Annotated in this window: 22 protein-coding genes; 11 read left to right on the top strand and 11 right to left on the bottom strand. The window is 52.5% G+C overall.

Annotation, left to right across the window (positions count from 1 at the left end):
- Positions 1-8: 8 nt before the first annotated feature.
- The 6 genes from C2U53_RS20060 to C2U53_RS20035 all read right to left on the bottom strand — a co-directional run bounded on the left by C2U53_RS20060 (position 9) and on the right by C2U53_RS20035 (position 6561).
- Positions 9-1946 (bottom strand): FTR1 family protein, encoded by a 1938-nt coding sequence (locus C2U53_RS20060; protein ID WP_054177336.1) that lies wholly within the window; start codon positions 1944-1946, stop codon positions 9-11.
- A gap of 263 nt (positions 1947-2209) precedes the next feature.
- Positions 2210-2962 (bottom strand): NADH:ubiquinone reductase (Na(+)-transporting) subunit C, encoded by a 753-nt coding sequence (nqrC, locus tag C2U53_RS20055; protein ID WP_099433442.1) that lies wholly within the window; start codon positions 2960-2962, stop codon positions 2210-2212.
- Positions 2963-3153: 191 nt separating this feature from the next.
- The gene (locus tag C2U53_RS20050) at positions 3154-3660 is read right to left on the bottom strand and encodes a protein disulfide oxidoreductase (protein WP_043001056.1); all 507 of its coding nucleotides are present in this window, start codon (positions 3658-3660) and stop codon (positions 3154-3156) included.
- Complete coding sequence (locus C2U53_RS20045; RefSeq protein ID WP_043001057.1) at positions 3650-4273, bottom strand: DsbA family protein; 624 nt, start codon at positions 4271-4273, stop codon at positions 3650-3652. The genes C2U53_RS20050 and C2U53_RS20045 overlap by 11 nt, the downstream gene beginning before the upstream one ends.
- Positions 4270-6150 (bottom strand): protein-disulfide reductase DsbD domain-containing protein, encoded by a 1881-nt coding sequence (locus tag C2U53_RS20040; RefSeq protein WP_104446366.1) that lies wholly within the window; start codon positions 6148-6150, stop codon positions 4270-4272. The genes C2U53_RS20045 and C2U53_RS20040 overlap by 4 nt, the downstream gene beginning before the upstream one ends.
- 48 nt (positions 6151-6198) lie before the next feature.
- Positions 6199-6561, bottom strand: a complete 363-nt coding sequence (locus tag C2U53_RS20035; protein ID WP_043001957.1) for a hypothetical protein — start codon at positions 6559-6561, stop codon at positions 6199-6201.
- Between the two features lie 181 nt (positions 6562-6742).
- Here C2U53_RS20035 and cbpA point away from each other — a divergent pair, with 181 nt between their 5' ends.
- The 3 genes from cbpA (at position 6743) to C2U53_RS20020 (ending at position 9165) form a co-directional block, all read left to right on the top strand.
- Positions 6743-7663, top strand: a complete 921-nt coding sequence (gene cbpA / locus C2U53_RS20030) for a curved DNA-binding protein (protein ID WP_104446365.1) — start codon at positions 6743-6745, stop codon at positions 7661-7663.
- Positions 7663-7968 (top strand): chaperone modulator CbpM, encoded by a 306-nt coding sequence (gene cbpM / locus C2U53_RS20025; protein ID WP_043001060.1) that lies wholly within the window; start codon positions 7663-7665, stop codon positions 7966-7968. Before cbpA ends, cbpM begins: the two co-directional genes overlap by 1 nt.
- 117 nt (positions 7969-8085) lie before the next feature.
- Positions 8086-9165 (top strand): 4Fe-4S binding protein, encoded by a 1080-nt coding sequence (locus C2U53_RS20020; protein ID WP_043001061.1) that lies wholly within the window; start codon positions 8086-8088, stop codon positions 9163-9165.
- Between the two features lie 40 nt (positions 9166-9205).
- On the opposite strand, the gene C2U53_RS20015 is transcribed toward C2U53_RS20020, so the two are convergent.
- Together C2U53_RS20015 and C2U53_RS20010 are read right to left on the bottom strand one after the other, a co-directional pair.
- Positions 9206-10321 (bottom strand): AI-2E family transporter, encoded by a 1116-nt coding sequence (locus tag C2U53_RS20015; RefSeq protein ID WP_043001062.1) that lies wholly within the window; start codon positions 10319-10321, stop codon positions 9206-9208.
- 305 nt (positions 10322-10626) lie between these two features.
- Positions 10627-11409, bottom strand: coding sequence for a hypothetical protein (locus C2U53_RS20010; protein ID WP_043001958.1), 783 nt, complete (start codon positions 11407-11409; stop codon positions 10627-10629).
- A gap of 395 nt (positions 11410-11804) precedes the next feature.
- Here C2U53_RS20010 and pitA point away from each other — a divergent pair, with 395 nt between their 5' ends.
- A complete protein-coding gene (pitA, locus tag C2U53_RS20005) occupies positions 11805-13304 on the top strand; it encodes an inorganic phosphate transporter PitA (protein ID WP_044264045.1) in 1500 nt (499 codons plus the stop codon).
- 69 nt (positions 13305-13373) lie between these two features.
- Here the strand turns inward: pitA and C2U53_RS20000 are convergent, their stop codons facing one another.
- Positions 13374-14108 carry a dTMP kinase gene (locus tag C2U53_RS20000; RefSeq protein WP_044264042.1) on the bottom strand — a complete coding sequence of 245 codons (735 nt, stop codon included), beginning with the start codon at positions 14106-14108 and terminating at the stop codon, positions 13374-13376.
- A 171-nt stretch (positions 14109-14279) separates the two neighbouring features.
- Here C2U53_RS20000 and C2U53_RS19995 point away from each other — a divergent pair, with 171 nt between their 5' ends.
- The 7 genes from C2U53_RS19995 (at position 14280) to lptG (ending at position 20854) form a co-directional block, all read left to right on the top strand.
- Positions 14280-15023 (top strand): hypothetical protein, encoded by a 744-nt coding sequence (locus C2U53_RS19995; RefSeq protein WP_051642345.1) that lies wholly within the window; start codon positions 14280-14282, stop codon positions 15021-15023.
- An 11-nt stretch (positions 15024-15034) separates the two neighbouring features.
- The gene (locus C2U53_RS19990; RefSeq protein WP_044258098.1) at positions 15035-15826 is read left to right on the top strand and encodes a hypothetical protein; all 792 of its coding nucleotides are present in this window, start codon (positions 15035-15037) and stop codon (positions 15824-15826) included.
- 110 nt (positions 15827-15936) lie between these two features.
- Positions 15937-17274: a lipopolysaccharide biosynthesis protein gene (locus C2U53_RS19985; protein WP_043001065.1), complete on the top strand. Its 1338-nt coding sequence runs from the start codon at positions 15937-15939 to the stop codon at positions 17272-17274.
- Entirely contained in the window at positions 17271-18095 is an 825-nt protein-coding gene (locus tag C2U53_RS19980) for a hypothetical protein (RefSeq protein WP_043001066.1), read from the top strand. The genes C2U53_RS19985 and C2U53_RS19980 overlap by 4 nt, the downstream gene beginning before the upstream one ends.
- A gap of 52 nt (positions 18096-18147) precedes the next feature.
- Positions 18148-18720, top strand: a complete 573-nt coding sequence (locus tag C2U53_RS19975; protein ID WP_043001067.1) for a YtfJ family protein — start codon at positions 18148-18150, stop codon at positions 18718-18720.
- Positions 18720-19790: an LPS export ABC transporter permease LptF gene (lptF, locus tag C2U53_RS19970; RefSeq protein ID WP_104446364.1), complete on the top strand. Its 1071-nt coding sequence runs from the start codon at positions 18720-18722 to the stop codon at positions 19788-19790. The genes C2U53_RS19975 and lptF overlap by 1 nt, the downstream gene beginning before the upstream one ends.
- Positions 19787-20854 (top strand): LPS export ABC transporter permease LptG, encoded by a 1068-nt coding sequence (gene lptG / locus C2U53_RS19965; protein ID WP_104446363.1) that lies wholly within the window; start codon positions 19787-19789, stop codon positions 20852-20854. The genes lptF and lptG overlap by 4 nt, the downstream gene beginning before the upstream one ends.
- An 89-nt stretch (positions 20855-20943) precedes the next feature.
- Here lptG and C2U53_RS19960 read toward each other — a convergent pair whose 3' ends face one another.
- Complete coding sequence (locus C2U53_RS19960) at positions 20944-22116, bottom strand: aminotransferase class I/II-fold pyridoxal phosphate-dependent enzyme (protein WP_043001070.1); 1173 nt, start codon at positions 22114-22116, stop codon at positions 20944-20946.
- Positions 22103-22363, bottom strand: a complete 261-nt coding sequence (locus C2U53_RS19955) for an acyl carrier protein (protein ID WP_043001963.1) — start codon at positions 22361-22363, stop codon at positions 22103-22105. The genes C2U53_RS19960 and C2U53_RS19955 overlap by 14 nt, the downstream gene beginning before the upstream one ends.
- Positions 22364-22365: the final 2 nt, after the last annotated feature.

Below are 22365 nucleotides of genomic sequence, written 5' to 3'. Positions count from 1 at the left end.
AATCACAACTACAGAGTGTTTTTTATTGTTTCCCCAGGAACGGCGCTTTTTCGCCGCATAACCCACAGCGCAACCAGCGCAGCGAGCAGCAATACGGCCTGCGGTAACAGCGTTTCCACATAGGGATAAATCCCCAGCCAGCTGATTTCCGGGAAACCGTTAATCAACGTTGGCTGGAACAGTTTGCCTTCCACCAGCTCCAGTACACCTTTGCCCGCAAACACGAAGGCCATCAGGTACATGAAACTGCCGGTAAACATAAAGAAGGGTTTCAGCGGCAAACGCACCACCGAATAACGCATGACCAGCCACGCCGCCAGTAACACGACACAGCCAATAACAAAGCCCGCGCCAATCGCCATGTGTCCGGCGACATCTTTGGCATCGCCGATCAGGGCGTAGTAGAACAGAACCGTTTCGGCGCCTTCGCGATAGACCGCGAGGAAACTAGTCAGCCACAGCCCCACCAGCGACCCTGTCGTCAGTGAGTGGGACAGCTTGCCTTCCAGCCAGGCCTTCCAGTGTCGGGCTTCCACTTTGGACAGCAGCCAGTAGCTCATGAAGAACAGCATCACGACCGCAATCAACATCGTGATGCCTTCCAGCAGTTCCCGACTGGCGCCCGAGTTGGTGAACAGCAACTGGAAAATCACTGCGGTGATTACGCTGGCGACCAGGGCTACGATCACTGACTGGCGAATCAGCGGCAGCTTATCCTGATGATTGTTTTTCACCATGTAGGCGACAATCGCCGCCACGATCAGCAGGGCTTCCAACCCTTCACGGACGATGATCATCAGGCTGTAAAGCAGCAGACTCCATTGCGTCTCTTCTCCTTCGCCAAGCATCGTCACCGCTTTTTGCAGATCCTGCTCGAGCGCGCTCGCTTCTGACTGGAGTCTTTCTGCCGGTTGACCAGCCTTCATCAAGCTGACCAGACGGGTGAAGTAGGCTTCCAGCGTGGTTTTGAACGCCGAATCACGGGAGCCGATTTTGTTTTCCATGCCGCTGGCTTCGAAGCGATCGAAATAGCTGTCCTGAACATCCAGAATGGCATTCTGCGTCTCGCCGCGTTGATACCGCGCAATAGCGTCCTGAATGCTCTGATTGATTCCGCCCGCCACTTCACCCCAGTTTGTCCGCGTACTCTCCTCCGCCGCCGGACCGTTGTCTGCGGTTTGTGGGGCTGCAATCAGCTGATCGTCGCGGGTTGTCGGTAAGCCTGGCAGAATATCCTCAATATCCTGTAAGAGCGTGGTGACCTGATAAGAGACGTCGTTGAGGCGATCGGGTTGAGCGGCAAGTGCAATCAGCGCGGAAAACTGTTGGTTGATGGCTGCGGCATCTTTGGCTGAGCGATTCTGCCTGACCGACATTTCCATCTCAGAGTTTTTGAATCCCTGATAGTGCGCCTGCTGGACATGCTGACTGGCCGTAGCGTAGTTCCCGGCCTGATAGTCATTCACCGCCTGGGCCAGCAGATCGTCGATAATACGGACGCTCTCTTGCCAGTGAACAGCGATATCCGTTCGGGTGAGCGCGCTGTGCTGCTCTTCCGCCACCAGTCGGTGTCCGCCGTCCAGCACCGGTTCGACTTCTCGTAGCGATGCCTTCAGCCAGTCGATTTTCGACTGCACATCAGCGAGCGGTTTTTTCTCGCCAATCATCCGCCGGATTTCACCGAAGGCGCTCTCCATTTCGTAACTTTTACTGGCGGAGATGTTGATGCGGATGGGGCCTTCGAGATTTTCAAACACCTCAAAGTAGGCCATTTGTACCGTGCGGCGCGCCTCATCGGTGCGCTGTTGAGAATAAAGTTCTGCTGTTTTATCAAGGCGTTGCTCAATATCCTCAATAAACGGAGCATAGTTTGTCGCGGCCCATACGCTAACGCTTATGAGCAGACTGAAGAGAGTTACCAGCAGTGAGAGGCAAAACTTACGCACGATACGCACCAAATAACACAAATGATAATTATTATCATTATCGATTTTTGCTGGCGTTGTACATGACCTGGATCATAAAAATGTCAACGGGTGACAAGTTATGTAAATTTATTTCATTGATATGTGATGGAGGGCGAAATCTGACGGCGGGTAATATACGCCCCCGACCGTCAGGAATTAAATGTTACGTTGCGTAAATCCGTAAAAAATGAGTGATACTGCGCCTACAGGCTTAAAGTAAATTATCCGCAGGTACACTTGATTCAGCGATACAACATCTCCGGGTCTTGTTTCAGTCGCTGCAAAAATGGGCCATAACCCTGCTCACTGATCCAGTAGTTAATACTCTTTTCAACGCCCATTGACGTCAGCGTCGCACCAGAAATACCATCAACGGTATATTCATTATACTTCCCTGATTTCTCCTGAACTATTTTCAACGCCGGCGTTCCATTATCATCAGCCACCTTTTTCCCCGGCCATTGTTGACGCCAGCTTTCATCTTTCACTCTGGCCCCCAGAAATGGCGTCTCCCGCTGCTGATAATAATACAGATTGTTCACCGTACGACCGTCCAGTCCCAAAGAGAGAAATGCATGCATCATCGATTTCGCTCCTTTGCCCGAAACAGGAATGATAACCTGCTGAATCTTATTATACTTATCTTTTACCAGATAAACTTCCGCCAGCGAACAGCGTTGACGAATCTGTGCAGGGTCCTGCTCCGGAGCGATTTTTTTACATCCTTGTGCGGCCGTTTTATCCGTCACCCACTCGCCGGAATCGAGATTCACCGTGCGCACGATAATCGCACGCTGATATAAACTCTCAATCGATTTTTTATCCTGAGCATCCGTCTTAAGTAAGCCCGCAGCCTGTAAAACAGCAGTTTTTTTTTCTTCTTCCGTCGGCGCCGTCATTTCCCCCTGAAACAACATAAACCAGGCGATCGCAATCAGAAAAATAAGGACACAAAGCACCATCATTGATGCAATAATAACTTTACCCTTGCGCATTTATTTATAATCCCTGTAAGCATTAACATCGTTATATCGCTATATGATATGCCATTACTCCTTGTCATTTGCAATGATAAAAACCGCGAAAATATAGATTCAACCCGTTTACTTTCTGCCTTAAATATTTAAGTCACATAGTGTTACGGCTATTTTATGGTGTAAAAAAACCGGGTTTCCCCGGTTTTGACTCAACTGATTTTCGCCCACCCTAGCCGCAGGCGCATCCCCCAGTAGCTGGTCCAGCCGCTGGTCGTAGAAACCACCTGCCCTTTTGACAACACAATCAGCGTGGGGGTGACGCTGATATCCCAACTGCGGGAAAGTGCGCCATTAGCATCGTTGACCACGGGAAAAGAGATCCCTTTACGCTCCAGCCAGCGCGCAATCGTCTGTTCATCTCCCGAACGCAGCGCGATGGTCAGCACCTTCTCCCCTTGAGCCTGCAAGCGGGCAACGTCCGGTGTGGTATAGCGGCAAACGCCACACCAGGTGGCCCAAAAATAGATCAGTAGCGGCTCTTCCTCACTTAATGCCGCCAGCGTTACCCGTTCGCCATCCAGCGTGTAAAGCGGTGTACTGTCGAAAGCCGTTGGTGCCTGTGGCGCGCGCCAGGCATCCATTAGCCACATTCCACCAGCCAACAGGAGCAAAAAAAACACACCTTCGCGCAGCCATCGCCGCAACTTACTGACCATTTGCCACCGCCAGTTTTTCTTTAACGACTTCTTCAAGCACCTCCCAGGAGACGGCCCCCGGGATCAGCTCATCACCAACGATCGTCGCGGGTGTTCCCTGAACGCCGACGAGTCGTGCCAGTTGCAGATTGGTACGTAGCGTTTCATTGCTTTTTTCACCCAGTATGACCGGGCTGGCCGCCGATTTTTCCTGCGCCTGTTTAATGCTGACGTCAGTGTGGTATCCCTTCTTTTGCATCAGCTTTTCATGCAACGCGAGGAACTGCTGTGGATGCTCACGCCAGGTGGTGAGCGCCGTCCGCGCAGAGAGCACCGAGCTTTCGCCTTTAAACGGCAGCGGTTTGATAATCACCGCCACGTCAGGGTATTTCGCCACCAGTTTTTCCAGCAGCGGATCAAGCTGTTTGCAGTACGGACAGTTGTAGTCGGTAAAATTCACCAGCGTCAGTTTTGCCTGTTTTGCGCCAAATCGCGGACTGGCCGGATCGTTAAACAACGCCTCCTGAATGAGGGCTTCGATCTGTTTTTCTTGCTCCGGGGTAAACGGCGCGACATCTTTGGCATGGCTGAACGCGCTGAACAGGGTAAATAACAGGATGATCAGGGATTTCATGGCGTTTCTCCTTTCGCTTTAGCCAGTGTTTCTAACAGACCGTCGCGCGTTAATAACGTCGGCAGCGCCTGACCTTTCGGTAAGCCGGGACCATAGATTTGGTTATACGGTACGGCAACCTGGCCGCGTGATTTCAGAAACGCCGTAATGTCATCAGACGGCAGCGTCCAGTCGCCGCGCAGGGCCACGACATCCGGTTGCTGTAGCGCCGCCTGCACCGCGTCGGTGTTCAGCACGTTATATTTATTGACCTTGCAGGTAATGCACCAGTCGGCGGTCACATCGATAAATACGCGCTTATTTTGCGCAAGCGCGTCGGTGATCGCCTGCTCGCTAAGCGGCTGCCAGCGGACACTCTCTTTCGCCGCACTGTGGGAGGTAAAACCCAGATGAGGCAGAAGTAGCGTTGCCAGCCAGAGGGCCGAACCGAGCATCATTAAGCCGAGCAAGCGTCGCAGTCCGTTCATCCAGCGTCCCGGTCGCGGCAGACGAAGCGCCAGACCCGGACGCAGGGCGACCAGCAACCACGGCAGACTCATCCCAACGCCGAGGGCGAAGAAAAGCCCCCACAGCACGGGCAGCGATGCCGTCAGCGCCACCGCCACGGCTGTACCGAGAAACGGTGCGCTGCACGGTGTCGCCAGCAGCGTGGCAAACGCGCCCTGCCAGAAATGTCCCGCCAGGCCGTTACCACCGTAAGTCGCCAGTCGGGTGGTCATTGATGACGGCAGGCGAAATTCAAACAGGCCGAACAGACTGGCGCTGAAGGTCAGCATCACCAGCACCATCGCGCCAATAAACCACGGATTCTGGAACTGGATACCCCAACCGAGCGCCTGATTGCTCAGTCTTAGCACGGTCATCAGTAATGCCAGCGCCATGAAGGAGATCAAAATCCCCCCGACCGACGCGAGGAACTGCCGTCGTATCTGGTGGCGGTTTTTCTCCTCAACGAGCAAAATCGAACCCAGCTTCATCCCCAGCACCAGCAATACGCAAGGCATCAGATTAAGGATCACGCCTCCCATCAGCGCCATAAGAACCACCTGCCAGAGCGGGAGTCTGGCGGATTCTGTCACCGGCGCATCACCCACGATAAGCTGGCTCTCCTGCGCCACACCGTTATCCGCCAGCACCAGCGTGAGCGATTTGCCGCGTAAATTCGGCGCCCCTTCCCCCCAGCTATCGTGAACCGGAACCGTCGCGTGCAATCTGTCGCCATCGACCCGGATCAGCGGTTTAGCAAAATCCGTGTCCTCTACGCTATCGAGGAACAGCTCGGGTGCGGTCCAGCCACCGCGGCGCTGCGCCTCGATCACCAACTCGCCGTCACGCGCACCAGCGATCAGGGTTTGAGTCAGCCCCTGCGCCAGGGGCACACGTCCCATCGCCTGAGCATAATCATGCGCAAACCCGGCATCCTGTTGAGAGGCCGTAAACGAAAACGGGTAGTCGGTCAGCAGACACACGTTGCTACAGGTAGAGAGCGTCAGCACACCGGCAATGCGGTCGGGAGTGTGTCCCCGGACGGCCAGCGGAAACGTGACCTGTTGGTGATAGCCCTGGGTGGTCATACCGGCGACGTCAAAACGGTCCGGTGTCGGCCAGAACCAGTCCACCACGGGCATCTCTCCTTGCCAGGCAATGGCAGGTGCAACGCCGCCTTCCCCCGGCGAACGCCAGTATGTCTTCCAGCCGTTTTCCAGTTTGACGTCGATCAGCAGACGGGTTTCCCCCTGTGCTGACGTATCGGCACGCAGTCGTACGCTGGCATGATCGTTCTGCGGGGAACGCAGCCAGCCGCTCTCTGCCGCCCACGATGCGGGCAGCCAGAGTAATAACAGGCAGATCAGTCCCTGCCTGAAGGCATACATCATAATTTTTCTCCATGAATGATTAACTTACTGTACGAAACAGCCGGTCTGTCATTCGCGGAAAACGCAGAATCTGAGATGGACCCGAAGTCTGGGGGGAGAAATAACACGTTGTGGGAAGAATGGTAAGCGTACCGTCCTGAACGGCGTTAACAAGGCAAGGAGTAAACAGAGCGCGAGGATCGCGCCTTCAAAAACGACCGGCGGCGCGGCAAGCAGCGATTTCGCACTGAGCTCGCACGGAGTCACGGGAGATGCTTCCTCTGTCACGGACGTCGGCGACGCCGTCGCCGCGATCGCGGTGGTCTCCATCTGCAACGCATGCAGGCCCGCCATGCGCTGCGCGGTACAGACCATCACCACGACACATGCCAGGCAGAGGAACCACCATCCCATCCGTTGACGTTTCGCCATCACACCCTCACTCATTGACGCGAGTTATCTTAGCGGCTGGCGTGTTTTACGCAACCTCTGGGCTGTAAAGATATGTTGTTTCGCTGGTTGGCATTCATCCTCGACAGGATTACCCTACACTTATCGATGACACCTTTTAAGGGATCCCTTTAGCCTGTATTGATTAACCCGAGAGAACGCTATGGAATTAAAGGATTATTACGCCATCATGGGCGTGAAACCGACGGACGATCTCAAGACTATCAAGACCGCTTACCGCCGACTGGCCCGCAAATATCATCCCGATGTCAGTAAAGAACCCGATGCTGAAGCCCGCTTTAAAGAGGTCGCTGAAGCCTGGGAAGTGCTGAGCGATGAGCAGCGACGCGCGGAGTACGATCAGCTCTGGCAACACCGCAATGACCCACAATTCAACCGTCAGTTCCAGCAGGGAGAGAACCAGAGTTACAACGCCGAAGACTTCGACGATATCTTCTCCTCTATTTTTGGTCAGCACGCGCGTCAGTCTCGCCAGCGCCATGCCAGCCGTGGACATGATATTAAAATTGAAGTCGCGGTTTTTCTTGAAGAAACACTCGCTGAACACAACCGGACCATTAGCTATAACCTGCCGGTCTACAATGCGTTTGGCATGATTGAACGTGAAACTCCAAAAACCCTGAACGTGAAAATTCCGGCGGGTGTCGGCAATGGTCAGCGTATTCGTCTGAAAGGCCAGGGGACGCCGGGTGAAAACGGCGGACCGAATGGCGATTTATGGCTGGTGATCCACATCGCACCACATCCCCTGTTTGATATCGTTAACCAGGATCTGGAAATTGTGGTCCCGCTCGCCCCATGGGAAGCCGCGCTGGGCGCAAAGATTGCCGTCCCCACGCTGAAAGAGAGCATTCTGGTCACCATTCCCCCCGGCAGCCAGGCCGGACAACGTTTACGCATCAAAGGTAAAGGTCTGGTCAGTAAAAAACAGACCGGTGATTTGTATGTCGTGCTGAAGATCGTGATGCCACCTAAACCGGATGAACGTGCGACTGCGCTGTGGCAGCAACTGGCAGAGGCACAGTCAGGATTTGATCCGCGCAAAGATTGGGGGAAAGCATAATGGCTAACGTCACCATCACTTTTACGGTTACCGAATTTTGCCTGCGCACCGGCGTGACGGAGGAAGACCTGAACGAGATCGTGGGTCTGGGCGTCATCGAACCTTACACCGAAACGGCGGACAGCTGGCAGTTCGACGATCATGCCGCCACTGTGGTACAGCGCGCCCTGCGGTTACGTGAAGAACTGGCGCTTGACTGGCCGGGGATCGCCGTGGCGCTCACGCTACTGGAAGAGAACGCACGTTTACGTCAGGAAAACCGCCTGCTACGACAGCGGCTCGCGCGTTTTATGACTCATCTATAAATATTGGGCAGCGTAAGCTGCCCAATTATCAGGCAATGATATAAATCAACGCTGGCTCAACGGGATAGCCGTACTATAGTGGCATTCAAAATGCCACTTTATGGACGTCAGAAGGCAATGAGCGAAAAAAGCAGAAAGCGCTGGCAACGCCGCCCCGGAACAACGGGCGGTAAACTGCCATGGAACGACTGGCGTAATGCCTCCACCTGGCGCAAAGCTACGCAGTGGCTGCTGATGGCGATCAATATTTATATTGGCGTGACGTTTTACTACTGGGTGCGTTATTACGAAACCGGCGGCACCAGTCTGTACGTTTCCCGACCTGGCGGCATTGAAGGTTGGCTGCCCATCGCAGGCCTGATGAACCTGCGCTATACGCTGGAAACCGGCATCCTTCCCCCTGTTCACGCCGCCGCCATGCTGCTGCTGGCCGCGTTTATGCTGGTAAGTCTGTTGCTCAAAAAGTCGTTCTGCTCGTGGCTGTGCCCGATAGGTACGTTGTCTGAACTCATCGCCGATGTGGGTAAGAGATTGTTTGGTCGCAATTTTACGTTGCCCCGTTGGCTGGATATCCCTCTGCGCAGCCTGAAATATCTGCTGCTGGCCTTTTTTCTCTACATTTCGCTGTCGATGCCAGCGCAGGGCATTCAGTATTTTTTAATGTCGGCCTACGGGATTATTATCGATGTGAAGATGCTCGATTTCTTTCGCAATATCGGCACGATCACCCTACTGAGCATCGCCCTTCTGGTGGTCATAAGCCTGTTCATTCGCAACGCGTGGTGCCGTTATCTGTGTCCCTATGGCGCCTTGCTCGGGCTGCTTTCCCTGCTCTCACCATTCAAAATCCGCCGCAATGCGCAAAGCTGTATTGATTGCGGGAAATGTGCCAAAAACTGCCCGTCGCAAATCCCGGTGGATAAGCTGATTCAGGTGCGAACGGTTGAATGCACTGGCTGTATGACCTGTGTGGAATCCTGTCCGGTGGCTTCAACGCTGACATTTTCCCTGCGGACACCAACGGGAAACGCTGAAATACGGCGAGGAACATTATCGGGTATGGCGATGACGCTGCTGGTACTCGGCATAATGTTTGCCCTTATCGCATTCGCGATGCTAATGGACGTCTGGAACAGCCCAGTGCCGGATCACCTCTACTTCCGGTTGATCCCGGAAGCGAGAATGATTGGTCATTAATGGATACCGGATGGGGCATCTGCCGCCATCCGGATTTGCATCACTCGGCTTTATTATCCTCAGCGATGCCATCCTCAATAAAATCTTTATCGAGTTCTTCGGTATTCCCCGCGTGATCGCGCCCGGAAAGAATGTTCCAGCAGGCGATAAACAGCGCGGCAACGAGTGGACCAATGACGAAACCATTGATGCCATAAATCTCCATTCCGCCCACCGTGGTGATAAGAATCAGGTAATCAGGCATTTTGGTATCTTTGCCGACCAGAATGGGGCGCAGAATATTATCCACCAGCCCTACCACCACCACGAAGAAACCGACGATGAAAAAGCCCTGCCACAGTTGCTGCGTCGAAAAAAGATAAATGGCGGCTGGCACCCAGACGATCGCGGAACCCACTGCCGGGATCAGGGACAGAAACGCCATCAGCGCCCCCCACAGAATGCTGCCATCAATCCCCACAATGTAAAACGCAATTCCGCCCAACGTCCCCTGCACGATCGCCACCACAACCGTGCCTTTTACCGTCGCCCGGGAGACCGCCGCAAACTTTGCAAACAGATGTTGCTTAACGAAATTCGACAACGGTAGCGAGTCGAGGATCTGCCGAACCAGAAACGGGCCATCCTTGAGCAGGAAAAAGAGCAGGTAGAGCATGATGCCGAAACTGATCGCGAAACCAAAGGTGCCTTTGCCAATCAGGAAGGCGCTCCCGGCCAGATATTGCCCGCCCTTTAGCACCACATCCGACAGCTTCTGCTGGATTTTTGCGGCGTTATCAAGGGAGTGATCGGCAAGAAACGAACGCGCCCACTCCGGCATATGCGCAAACAAGCTCGCCACCACTTCCGGGAACTGAGCGTCGTTATGCTGCAGCTTGGTGTACACCACATTCAGTTCAACGGCGAGTGAGGAGAGGATCAGCATTAACGGGATGAATACGATCAGGCAGATGATACCCAGCGTCAGCAGAGACGCTACCCCGTTACGCTCCCCTAACGCCGAACGCAGCCTATTTTTTACCGGGTAGAAGATAACCGTCAGAATCGCAGCCCATAAAATGGCGGAAAAGTATGGCGACAGCACGTCGAAGAAAGCCCATGTCACCATGGCGAGAAGAAAGAGGAAAAACCCTTTATTCAGTCCGTTAAAACGCATTAGAGGATCCTGTAAACAAAGAAACTCTGTGGACTATAGGACTGATTGCGGATTTTACAAAGCCGACAAGACGAAAACCGCCAGCCAATACTTCACATTCAAAATGTGATAGTGCTTATTGTTTCACCAAAAGGGTTGGCATTTCGCTCAAGGGTTGCTGAATGCGGCACACACGAAGGGAGTGCCGCTGTCTCCCCGTCTTTCTTGAATACACCTGTTTCGCCTCTCTGGACGGACGCCAGGTCAGTTTAGGGAAGCGTCTGCAACCGTCTGCCAGCAGGATGACCTATGGCAGACGTCGCGCGTTACTGATAACGCGCCACCAGGTCCTTAACCATTGCGGCATACGTTTGTTGCTTAAGTTGCACAATCTGCTGTTCCGTCACCGTCTCTACGGATGCCTTCTGTCCAGGCTGCGGGGTTAGTATTTTGGTCTCATAATTAAACGGTGACCAGGTCGCCCAATCGCCACTCGCGACATCCACCAGCGTGAAACGCACCAGATAGCGTAGCGATGTGCTGTCAGGCTGTTTCCCTGCTTTAAAATCCGACCAGACCATGCTTTTGGTCGCGGCATCAAATCTACCGGACTGCAACGTCTCCTGATAAACGATAATCGCTTTCTGATGCCCTTTCGCCGCAATGTAGCGTAGCGCCTGCATCCAGTTGGTATTCTCAGCAACCGCCGCGTCCTGGTTCTCGTCTTTGCTTTTGTCTTTACTACAGATCGCTTTTTTTTGTCTGTCCGGGATGCCAGAGAACGTCGCAACCGTGTAATAGCGACTCATTTCCTGCTGCATGACCGTCTCTGGCGCCCGATTGCCAGACTGTACCAGAATGACGGGTGAGTTCAGCGGTACGCGAAAATTGTCTTCTGCCAGTGCCGCCTGAATATCGTCTTCAGAGATCGCCAGCGTGGTTTCATTACCAAAAATATCTTTATCCGTCAGCCAGGAAGGTGACATCGTATTTCGGCCAGAACTCTCCACCTGCGATGTGGTTTTCTTCGCATCAATGGGGGAATGCGTGACACAACCCACCAAAATAGAGAGGGTTACACATGACAATATTACTGACCTGAAATCCATTTTACCCGGTTCCTTATCTAATCCGATATATTCCTGCATAGCAAAAATAATTATATACCTGAAGGAGCTCACCACAAAACAGGATTTACCCTTTTTCAATCATTCATAAAATAAATATTTATAAATCATTTATAGATTCCGTTTTTATATTGTTGAGAATATATGCAGATTCGCCTAATGACTCAATCGACACTCACTCCATTATTAAAACCAGAAAAGCATGCCTCTCCTTTCTAAATTATCGCCTACCCCGTTGAATTAGATAAAAATAATCATCCAAAAAATAATGCGATACGGATGTCATATCAAAAAAAGGTGATATTTCACTTTGCCCGAATCACGAAAGTCACTGATAATGCGCCCGTTCGTCTCTTCAAAATGGCGGTATATCCCCTATGCTACATTTATTTTCTGGTCTGGATTTATATACCGGCTTGATGCTTTTACTTGCGCTGGTCTTTGTCCTGTTTTACGAAGCCATAAACGGATTTCACGACACCGCCAATGCGGTCGCGACCGTCATTTATACCCGAGCCATGCAACCCCATCTGGCAGTGATGATGGCGGCGGTTTTCAACTTCTTTGGCGTCCTGCTGGGCGGACTCAGCGTTGCCTATGCCATTGTGCATATGCTACCCACGGATTTACTGCTCAATATGGGGTCGTCACGTGGCCTCGCGATGATTTTTTCCCTGTTACTGGCGGCGATTATCTGGAACCTTGGAACCTGGTATTTCGGGTTACCGGCCTCCAGTTCTCATACCCTAATAGGCGCAATTATTGGGATTGGACTCACCAACGCACTGATGAACGGGACTTCGGTAGTCGATGCGTTAAACATCCCGGCGGTGGTCAATATCTTTGCGTCGTTGATTGCGTCTCCCGTCGTCGGAATGGTGATCGCAGGCGGCCTGATCTTTCTGCTACGCCGCTACTGGAGCGGCACTAAAAAACGCGATCGCATCCACCGTCTTCCTGAAGAACGGAAAAAGAAAGGCGGTAAAAAGAAACCCCCATTCTGGACGCGTATTTCGCTCATCTCCTCAGCGGCGGGCGTGGCCTTCTCTCACGGCGCGAACGATGGTCAGAAAGGGATCGGCCTGGTGATGCTGGTACTGGTGGGGATTGCGCCTGCCGGTTTCGTGGTGAACATGAGCGCTTCAGGCTACGAAATCACCCGCACGCGTGATGCTGTCAGCAATCTTGAAATCTACTTTCAGCAGCACCCTGACGTGATAAAACAGGTAGTGGATAAGGCTCAACCGCTTACTGTACCGACAGCGAATTCCTCCTCAACCACCGAATTTCATTGCCATCCGGCGAATACGATGGATGCCCTGGGTCGCGTGAAAACACTGTTACCAGCAAACCTGGAGAGTTACGACACATTAAGCGTGCCGCAACGCGGTCAGTTACGACGCATCATGCTGTGCATCTCCGATACGGCAGATAAAGTGGCAAAACTAGCGGATATCAGTCGTAGCGACGTGCATCTGTTGAAAAAACTGAAAACCGACATGCTGAGCACCATTGAATATGCGCCGATCTGGATAATCATGGCGGTCGCGCTGGCGTTGGGCATGGGAACAATGATCGGTTGGCGGCGCGTGGCCACCACAATTGGCGAGAAGATTGGCAAAAAAGGGATGACCTATGCCCAGGGAATGTCCGCACAGATCACGGCGGCGATCTCCATTGGTCTTGCCAGCTATATCGGGATGCCGGTTTCTACTACGCATGTGCTCTCTTCCGCCGTCGCAGGAACGATGATCGTCGACGGCGGCGGATTACAGCGGAAAACCGTCACCAGCATCGCGATGGCCTGGGTATTCACGTTACCAGCGGCGATTTTGCTGTCCGGGTTTCTGTATTGGGCTTCTCTGCTACTTATCTAAGTCAACTGCCGGCTTAGCGAAACGGAATATACCTGAGAATGCCCAGTTCGCCAGACTGGGCATCAATACTTACTGAGGATGAAAGCTAACGGCGGGCTGATTACCGTCAGTGTGATGATAGCCACGAGCAGCCATAAACGCGGTTATCGCTTTTTCCGCATCCGCCAGCACTTCATCCAGCGGCTGATTAGCATCGATATCAACCAGAGGCGCGCCGCCAAAGGTCAGTTGTGGTGTTATCGCGATTTTTCTTGCCAGCGCTTCTCTACGGTGATCGGGTTTACGTGCACAAGCAACGTCGAGATCAACATTCAGTTTTATCACTAAATCCGGCTTATGGCTGGCCATCCAGTGAAACGCCGAGCGTTCTTGTTCGGCCAACCAACTCACGAAGCGACTCCCCTCTGTATTGACGGGAAATACGGTACCATCATAAGCGCCGGGGATTTGTATCTGAGGGTAGCGATCGGCTAACACAATGAGGCCCTGCCGACGACACGTCAGCATATGGCGAAACCGCAATAACCGACGCGCAACGAAAAACATAATCACTAATGCAGGTACCACTCCAGGTAATTTTTTTGCAGTTTTAACTTTATTACGTTCGATAACGTTACCTAATGAATTACCCATTAACGGTAATTTAACCACGGCGCGCCCTACATTTCCTGCCTGTTTACCCAGATGAACTTTTTCAGTCGGGCCATATTTCTGCAAACAGATAACAAGATGTTCGCAGACTGTTGTTTTCCCCGAGCCATCGCTGCCAATAACGGCTATTAGCGGAGGTTTAATTGATTGCATAAATACACCTTTAAACAAAAATACCCACCATGAATAATTTATTATCCGACTCTCCTTCCGGATATAATTGTTAATACTAAAACGACAATTACCCATTGTCACAACTTTATTGAACAGATATTCTTGGCACACAACCGCCGCTCTCAATTAATTATTTAAACTGGATCTTTCGTGAGTCAATATACTATTCCCACTATACCTCCCCCTTTCGCACGGGTGATTGCTATAGTCGGTTGCGATGGTTCAGGTAAATCAACCCTGGCAGCCAGCCTGACGTCGCATCTCGCCCTACAGTTGCCAACAAAACAGCTTTATCTCGGGCAGTCCTCTGGTCGTATTGGTGAATGGATTGAACATTTGCCTGTTGTCGGGGCGTTGTTGGGGCGTTATCTGCGAAAAAAAGCGGCACACGTACACCAGAGTCCTTCTGCACCGCCAGGAAACATCACGGCGCTGGTGATCTTCCTGCTCTCTTGCTGGAGAGCATACAAATTCCGCAGCATGCTAATTCAGAGTCGGCAAGGCACGCTGTTCATCGTCGATCGTTATCCCCAGGCGGAAGTGCCCGGTTTTCGCTTCGACGGGCCACAACTGGCCAAAACGGCTGGCGGTAATTGGTGGGTACGACTCCTGAAAGCCCGTGAACTCCAGTTGTACCAGTGGATGGCCTCCTGGCGGCCTCTGCTGTTGATCCGGCTGGATATCGATGAAGAAACCGCCTTCTCACGTAAGCCTGATCATCCCCTTGCCGTGCTCCACGAGAAGATCGCGGTCACGCCGCATCTGACGTTCAACGGAGCACCAATCCTCGAACTGAACGGTCGGGAGTCGGCGGATAAAATTCTTACTGAGTCATTACGCTCAATTCAGACCTCTCTTCGCGATCACCGGATCGGATTTGCGAGTCCTTTTTAAGACGGAACGACATGGACACAGAGAACTTAAGCCCCCAGAACGGGCCATTACCGGAATATATTCCGGGACTGATTGCCGTGGTGGGCTGTGATGGCACCGGTAAATCCACGCTGACGGCGGATTTGGTAAAAAACCTGCAGCAAAAGTGGGTAACTGAACGCCGCTATCTGGGACTTGTTTCCGGAGAAGATGGCGACAAAATCAAACGTCTGCCGCTTATCGGGACATGGCTTGAACGACGACTGGCGACCAAGTCGTCAAAAACGCAGAGCATGAGTACCCGGGCTCCCGCACTTTGGGCGGCGTTAATTATGTACGGGTTCTCGCTACGCCGGATGGCTAACTTACGCAAGGTCCGGCGACTAGCGCAAAGCGGCGTGCTGGTGATTAGCGATCGATACCCTCAGGCCGAAATTTCCGGTTTTCATTATGACGGACCGGGGATTGGCGTCGAACGCGCAACGGGCTGGGTGAAAACCCGCATGGCCAGGCGCGAATCCCGCCTGTATCAGGAAATGGCGTTATATCGTCCTGAACTCATCATTCGTCTTGATATCGATATTGGTACCGCATTTTCCCGTAAGCCCGACCACGACTACAACGAGTTGCGCGACAAAATCGACGTCATGATGAAGCTCACCTACAACGGCTCGAGAATTCTCGATCTGGATTCCAGAGCGCCCTACCGCGAGGTGCTGGAAAAAGCGCTGGCAGCCGCCTCCGTTACGGCCCGGGATTCTCAGCGCAGGCGCGTTTTATCACAACACGCCAGCGTCCTGCCCGAAATCGGGGAGCACCCATAGCAAAAGAATCTCTGAACTCAGGCACGTACGCGTCACTGGCCTGAGATTTTATGCTGGGCGGGTTTGCTCCTGCTGAGTGATCATTAACAGGTCTGGCGGGTTTTTATCCCATGAAAAAGTGGTTTGCTGATGGCGCGTTTCGCACCATCATTCGTAACAGCGCCTATTTAGGCTCTAGCAATGTGGTGAGCGCCCTGCTGGGGTTACTGGCGCTTTCCTGCGCCGGTAAAGGGATGACGCCTGCGATGTTCGGCGTGCTGGTCATTGTTCAGTCGTACACCAAAGCCATTAGCGATTTTGCCAAATTCCAGACCTGGCAACTGGTCGTTCAGTACGGCACACCCGCGCTGGAAAATAATAATCAGCAGCAGTTCCGAGATGTGATCTCTTTTTCCTTTAGCCTGGATATCGCCAGCGGTGCTGCGGCGATCCTTTGCGGGATGGGGTTACTGCCGTTTCTTTCGCATTCATTAGGCCTCGATGCCGACAGCTTTTGGCTGGCAATGCTGTACTGCACGCTGATCCCTTCAATGGCCTCATCAACCCCAACGGGGATTTTGCGGGCGGTAAACCGTTTTGATTTGATTGCCGTACAGCAGGCCACCAAACCTTTCCTGCGCGCGCTGGGCAGCGTTATCGCGTATTTCGGCGATTTTGGGTTTGCCGGTTTTGTGATCACCTGGTACGCCTCCAGCCTGGTCGGCGGCACAATGTACTGGTGGTTTGCCGCGCGCGAACTGCGTAGCCGGAATATTCACGGTGCGCTACGCCCACGACTGTTTGAGTCGGCGCGCCGCCTTGAAGGCGCATGGAATTTTGTCTGGGCAACCAACTTTGCCCACACGATCTGGTCTGCGAGAAACTCCTGCAGCACGGTATTGGTGGGTGTCGTTCTCGGCCCTGCCGCCGCCGGGCTGTTTAAAATTGCGATGACTTTCTTTGATGCGACAGGAACGCCAGCACAGCTGCTTGCAAAGAGCTTTTATCCCGAAGTGATGCGCTTAGATCCGCGCAGCAAAAAGCCGTGGCAGCTGGGAATGAAATCCGCGTTGCTGGCCGGCGGGATTGGAATCGTCGTAGCACTTGCGGTGGTGATTGTTGGTAAGCCGCTTATTTCGCTGGTTTTTGGCGTCAAATACCTCCAGGCGTATGACCTCATCCAGATTATGCTTGGTGCAATTATCGTCTCAATGTTGGGGTTTCCTCAGGAATCACTGCTGCTTATGTCCGGCAAACAGCGGGCTTTTCTGACCGCACAGACCCTGGCTTCTATCGCCTACATAGTCCTGCTACCAGGGCTGTCGCATCTCTTTGGCGTAATCGGCGCGGCATTTGCTTATTTCGCCGGACAATGCCTGGATGTGCTGCTTTCCCTGATCCCGACATTACACGCCTATCGCCATCGTCAGCGCTTGCCATTTACCGCAGACAAAGAGACTCACTCATGACACACGAAAAATTCTCGCCAGACGTTCTTCAACGCCTCTTTGCGGCGGTGGAAGAAGACGACATCGTTGATCGCCATGCCACGCTACCGGAACATATTCATACCTACTGCACCGAGGACAATATCCGTCGCTGTTATGATTTGTGCCTGCAGTTTTGGGAGGAGGGTTTTACCCGAACGGACTTACTGCATTTGGTGCTGAAACAATTACGCGGCGGCGAGCTGTCAGATAACGAACGGATGCAGTACAAATACATTCGCGCGCGTTATAAGCATTTACGTTTCGCGCTGCGTCTCTATCGCAAGAACCACCAGGCAGGCCGTTTATTTAGCAAAACCACCGTTTTTCTCGGCCACTTCCAGGACGGGTTTCGTAACGGAAATAAAACGATTATTGCCACCTATGGAAAGCGCTTGCGTCTTTTCCTGAGCCTTCCCGTCTGGTGGGTTGTCCAGTATTCCTTGCACCACAGTCAGCCAGAAACGGCCAACGGATTTACCACCTATTGTCAGGCGCAAATGCGCACGCTACGGGACCTGCTGGCCCAACCGCAACTGACAGGACGTGAATTCCACACTATGCGAAAAATCATCAGTCAGCAGGTTTCTTATTTCGATACGTTACGCTCTCTCGAACCTGACAATCACGATGCTCGCGCCATCTCCCGCTTTCTGGCTGCTATTAACGGTCTGATGGGAGACCGGCATGATGAGATGGTGGCCGATGCAATGGAAATGCGAACACCGTACGACGAGCCCTGCGCACTGAATGGCGATATTCGTGGCCGTATAGAGCAATGGCTCGCCCGTTATCCTCTGTAGATTGCCCGACACAGGATTCTCCATCCCGACTAAGCGAAATAAAGGATTTGCGATGCTGATACGTCGATTATTGATGATTTCACTTCTGCTCTCGCCATGGCTGGCGTCAGCACATAACTTTGTCGGTGGCCAGCCGGTTAAGCCCATTGTCATTACGGATCGCGGCGAATTACTGCTGGATAATCGCGATACGTTTAGCTACCGAACCTGGAATAGCGGTGAACTGGCAGGAAAGGTGCGCATTGTTCAGTATATTGCCGGGCGAAAATCGGCAAAAAAGAAAAACGCAATGTTGATAAAAGCCGTTAAGGCCGCCCATTTCCCTCTGGACCGCTTTCAACCGACCACCATCGTGAATACCGATGATGTGATCTTTGGTTCTGGTTTCTTTGTCCTCGGCAAGATAGAAAAAAACAAACGTCGCTACCCGTGGGCACAATTTATCATCGACAGCAGCGGACTGGGACGCAAAACCTGGCAACTCAATGAGATGAGTTCAACCATTCTGGTGCTGGATAAAGAGGGCCGCGTCTCGTGGGCTAAGGATGGTGATCTGACGCCGAAAGAGGTGCATCAGGTCATCGCGATGGTACAAAAGATGGTTAACGAATCGCCAGGCCTGTGATGAAATTAATTGAACACTACATCATGACAGGCATTTGTCGACTGGTGGTGACACTTGTGGGCTTTCTGATTTTTATTTTCGCCTGCTATTGCGCACAGCGCTACCTGACCGAAGCGGCCAACGGGACATTAGCCCTCGGCGTTGTGCTGAATGTTGTCTTCTATAAAGTTTTGATTGCGCTGGAGATGTTGCTTCCGGTCGGTCTGTATGTTTCCGTCGGCGTCACCCTTGGCCAGATGTATACCGATTCGGAAATGACGGCGATAGCCGCCGCTGGTGCCACGCCTTCACGTCTTTATCGCGCCGTGATGTTCCTCGCCATTCCATTGAGTATTCTGGTGTTGCTCCTGTCTCTGTACGGCAGACCCTGGGCTTACGCGCAAATTTATCAGTTAGAACAACAGTCGCAGTCAGAGCTGGATGTCCGTCACCTGCAGGCAAGAAAGTTTAACGTCAACAACAATGGACGGATGATCCTCGCCCGTCAGATTGACCCCGACGCAGCTCATTTGAATGATGCGCTGATTTACACCGCCTCTGCCAGTAAAACCAGTATCTTCAGGGCCAACAGCGTGGACGTTGTTGATCCCTCCTCCACGACGCCCTCAGTGATGTTGCACTCCGGTACCGGCTATGTCCTGGATCATCAGGGCAGTGATGATAACGAGCAAATTTTCCGCAATCTCAAACTGAATATGAAACCGTTCGACCAGAATGACGAGGTCAAACGCAAGGCGAAATCCATACAGACGCTCGCTCGTTCCTCTGCACCGGCGGATACCGCTGAACTGCAATGGCGGGAAAGTCGCGGAGTCTGCGCGTTACTCATGGGGCTGCTGGCAGTCCCGTTAAGCCGCGTCAGGCCACGCCAGGGACGGTTTTCCACACTGCTCCCGCTCACGCTCTTATTCGTCATCATTTTTTATGGCGGTAATATATGCCGTACGCTGGTTGCCAACGGTGCGTTGCCCGTCACGCCGGGACTATGGCTGGTCCCCCTGCTCATGCTGTCAGGTCTGGTGATTCTGTTGATTCGCGACGGCACGCTGCGATGGAAAACGTATAAATGAAAATCTTCAGTCGCTATATCATACGCAATCTCTTTTTAGGATTTGCGGCGGCTGCAGGGTTACTGCTTCCCCTGTTTACCACCTTTAATCTGATCGGCGAACTCGATGATGTGAGTCCAGACGGATACCGCTGGACGCAGGCGGTGATGGTCGTGTTGATGACATTGCCGAGGACCCTTATCGATCTTGGTCCGTTTATCGCTTTGCTCGGTGGCATTATCGGATTGGGACAGTTGTCGAAAAGCGGGGAATTAACCGCCATACGCACCACGGGATGCTCAATTTTCAAAATCGCCATAGTGACGCTAAGCGCGGGACTGATGCTAATCGTTGCCCTCGGCGTCATTGATGAATGGATTTCCTCGCCGATGCAACAACAGGCGTTGCAGATTAAAACGCGCTACAGCAATCACGATACGGCAGGAAACATTCTGTGGGCCCGGCGCGGCAATGTGTTTGTGACGGTAAAATCGCTGGATGCGCATCGCCAACCAGAAGGCATTGAGCTCTTTTACTACCGGGCGGACCACTCTCTGCAACGGTATATCTATGCGCGGACTGCCACCATTTCAGATAACGGCGTCTGGCGGCTTGAGGGCGTCAATCAAAAAGCGTGGGCCAACGGTAAGGAGACAACCGAGACGAAAGAGAACGTCGTGTGGTCATCTTTGTTCGGGGACATGAGTCTTGAGGAACTCACCCTGCCCAGCAGCAGTTTTTCAGTTAAACAACTCAGCCATTATATTTCCTACCTGAAGAGTACAGGTCAACCCAGTCTCGAATTTACGCTGGCGTTGTGGCTAAAGCTGGGACATCTGCTTTTAATCCTGGCGATGATTTTACTGGCGATCCCTTTCACCTTTAGCACCCCCCGCGCTCCCGGACTCGGGAGTCGACTGTCCGTCGGTGTGATCGTTGGTCTACTTACTTACGTCTGTGACCAGATCATCGTCAACCTGGGACTGCTCTATTCCCTGAACGTGCAAATGACAACGCTGGCACCGCCAATATTGCTCCTGGCGGTGGCATTAATACTGGTTTATCGATTCGATCGCCAACCCTGATATCGCAACATTCATCAGACGGCGTGATGGACAGGAGTAAGACATCGCAGCAGATATTCTCAGGAACAATATCTGCTGCGCAGAGCAGATTATTTTTTCAGCTGTGCAAATGCCTGAATAATCGCGTCAATCTGCTCGTAGGTATGCGCGGCATTAACACTGCAACGCAGCAACGTAATCCCGGCGGGGGCAGCCGGTGGCAAAATGAGATTAACATAAACGCCAGCGGCGATCAGTTCTCGCCAGATACGCAGTCCCTCTTCTTTTGCGCCAATAATCACCGGCACCACAGGGCTGATGTGCGAACTCAGCTCATAGCCCAGTTTCTCAAGCCCTTCATACAGTCGCGCTGCGTTATCCCACAGCTTTTGGCGCAGCTCCGGTTGTGTTGCGATCGTTTTCAACGCAGAGCGGACGGTTGCAATGCTCGATGGCGATGGGGATGCGGTAAAAATGTAGGGACGACTGGCGTAACGCAGGACATCCATGCCCTGATCGCCGACGGCAAAACCACCAATAGAAGCCAGGCTCTTACTGAAGGTTCCCACAATAATATCGACATCCTGCTCCACACCGGCGGCTTCCGCCAGTCCCCGTCCCTTCGCGCCCATCACGCCGAAGGAATGGGCTTCATCGACAATTAAAAAGCCACCCAACCGTTTTTTGATCTCGACAATATCGACCAGTGGCGCAATGTCGCCCAGCATGCTGTAAATGCCTTCGACAATGATGATCGCGTCTTTGGCGCGCTCACCAAGGCGCATCATGCGCCGCTCGAGATCTTTCGCGTCATTATGACGAAAGCGGATAATTTCAGCTCCACCTAACGCGCAGGCATCATAAATGCTGGCGTGGCTGTCAGCATCCAGCAATACCACGGCATTGTGACTGGCAAGCGTGCTGATTATCCCCAAATTCGCGGTATAGCCTGTGGAGAATACGATGGCTGATGGCCGCTCAAAAAACTCGGCAATCTCCTTTTCTAAGGCTAAATGTGGTCCATAGCTGCCATTCGCCATTCGTGAACCGGTCGTGCCTGTCCCCTGACTGGCTAAAGCGGCCTGCCCCTCGGCAATCGCCTGTGGATTAAAGGTGAGCCCCAGATAGTTATTCGTACCTGCCAGAATAATTTTTTGGTTGCCAATCCGTCCTTCCGTTGCGGAAAACACCTCATCGATACAGGTGCCAAATGGGTTAATTCCTGCCATGCTAAATTGTTCTCGCTCGCAGGCCAGGCGCGAAAATTTATCATAGAGACTCATTGATACTCTCCAGATAAGGGATTAACGCTTCCATTAATTGCGCCGGGGTTCTGACATCCAGCAAAATATTAATAGGGATGGAAATGTCGAATTTATCTTCCAGCAACATTAATAAATCCATAACTTTAATCGATTCCAGCCCAAGATCATTAACCAGATCGCTGTCAGGATGGATATCTACGCCGCTTTCGACCATACCCTGTAAACACTCAAGGGTGTAATCCATTACTTCTTCATGATTTAACATAG

This window comes from Citrobacter sp. CFNIH10 (assembly GCF_002934585.1).
In the GTDB taxonomy this organism is placed as follows: Bacteria; Pseudomonadota; Gammaproteobacteria; order Enterobacterales; family Enterobacteriaceae; genus Citrobacter_A; species Citrobacter_A amalonaticus.
The sequence above is the reverse complement of the archived record's forward strand: the minus strand, read 5'-3'. Positions and strand labels throughout refer to the sequence as shown.

What these genes read in the sequence shown, in the direction of transcription:
- nqrC (WP_099433442.1), bottom strand. Translation starts at nt 2,962, where the DNA reads ATGCGCAAGGGTAAAGTTATTATTGCATCAATGATGGTGCTTTGTGTC.
- C2U53_RS20050 (WP_043001056.1), bottom strand. Translation starts at nt 3,660, where the DNA reads ATGGTCAGTAAGTTGCGGCGATGGCTGCGCGAAGGTGTGTTTTTTTTG.
- C2U53_RS20045 (WP_043001057.1), bottom strand. Translation starts at nt 4,273, where the DNA reads ATGAAATCCCTGATCATCCTGTTATTTACCCTGTTCAGCGCGTTCAGC.
- C2U53_RS20040 (WP_104446366.1), bottom strand. Translation starts at nt 6,150, where the DNA reads ATGATGTATGCCTTCAGGCAGGGACTGATCTGCCTGTTATTACTCTGG.
- C2U53_RS20035 (WP_043001957.1), bottom strand. Translation starts at nt 6,561, where the DNA reads ATGGCGAAACGTCAACGGATGGGATGGTGGTTCCTCTGCCTGGCATGT.
- cbpA (WP_104446365.1), top strand. Translation starts at nt 6,743, where the DNA reads ATGGAATTAAAGGATTATTACGCCATCATGGGCGTGAAACCGACGGAC.
- cbpM (WP_043001060.1), top strand. Translation starts at nt 7,663, where the DNA reads ATGGCTAACGTCACCATCACTTTTACGGTTACCGAATTTTGCCTGCGC.
- C2U53_RS20020 (WP_043001061.1), top strand. Translation starts at nt 8,086, where the DNA reads ATGAGCGAAAAAAGCAGAAAGCGCTGGCAACGCCGCCCCGGAACAACG.
- C2U53_RS20015 (WP_043001062.1), bottom strand. Translation starts at nt 10,321, where the DNA reads ATGCGTTTTAACGGACTGAATAAAGGGTTTTTCCTCTTTCTTCTCGCC.
- C2U53_RS20010 (WP_043001958.1), bottom strand. Translation starts at nt 11,409, where the DNA reads ATGGATTTCAGGTCAGTAATATTGTCATGTGTAACCCTCTCTATTTTG.
- pitA (WP_044264045.1), top strand. Translation starts at nt 11,805, where the DNA reads ATGCTACATTTATTTTCTGGTCTGGATTTATATACCGGCTTGATGCTT.
- C2U53_RS20000 (WP_044264042.1), bottom strand. Translation starts at nt 14,108, where the DNA reads ATGCAATCAATTAAACCTCCGCTAATAGCCGTTATTGGCAGCGATGGC.
- C2U53_RS19990 (WP_044258098.1), top strand. Translation starts at nt 15,035, where the DNA reads ATGGACACAGAGAACTTAAGCCCCCAGAACGGGCCATTACCGGAATAT.
- C2U53_RS19985 (WP_043001065.1), top strand. Translation starts at nt 15,937, where the DNA reads ATGAAAAAGTGGTTTGCTGATGGCGCGTTTCGCACCATCATTCGTAAC.
- C2U53_RS19980 (WP_043001066.1), top strand. Translation starts at nt 17,271, where the DNA reads ATGACACACGAAAAATTCTCGCCAGACGTTCTTCAACGCCTCTTTGCG.
- C2U53_RS19975 (WP_043001067.1), top strand. Translation starts at nt 18,148, where the DNA reads ATGCTGATACGTCGATTATTGATGATTTCACTTCTGCTCTCGCCATGG.
- lptF (WP_104446364.1), top strand. Translation starts at nt 18,720, where the DNA reads ATGAAATTAATTGAACACTACATCATGACAGGCATTTGTCGACTGGTG.
- lptG (WP_104446363.1), top strand. Translation starts at nt 19,787, where the DNA reads ATGAAAATCTTCAGTCGCTATATCATACGCAATCTCTTTTTAGGATTT.
- C2U53_RS19960 (WP_043001070.1), bottom strand. Translation starts at nt 22,116, where the DNA reads ATGAGTCTCTATGATAAATTTTCGCGCCTGGCCTGCGAGCGAGAACAA.
- C2U53_RS19955 (WP_043001963.1), bottom strand. Translation starts at nt 22,363, where the DNA reads ATGTTAAATCATGAAGAAGTAATGGATTACACCCTTGAGTGTTTACAG.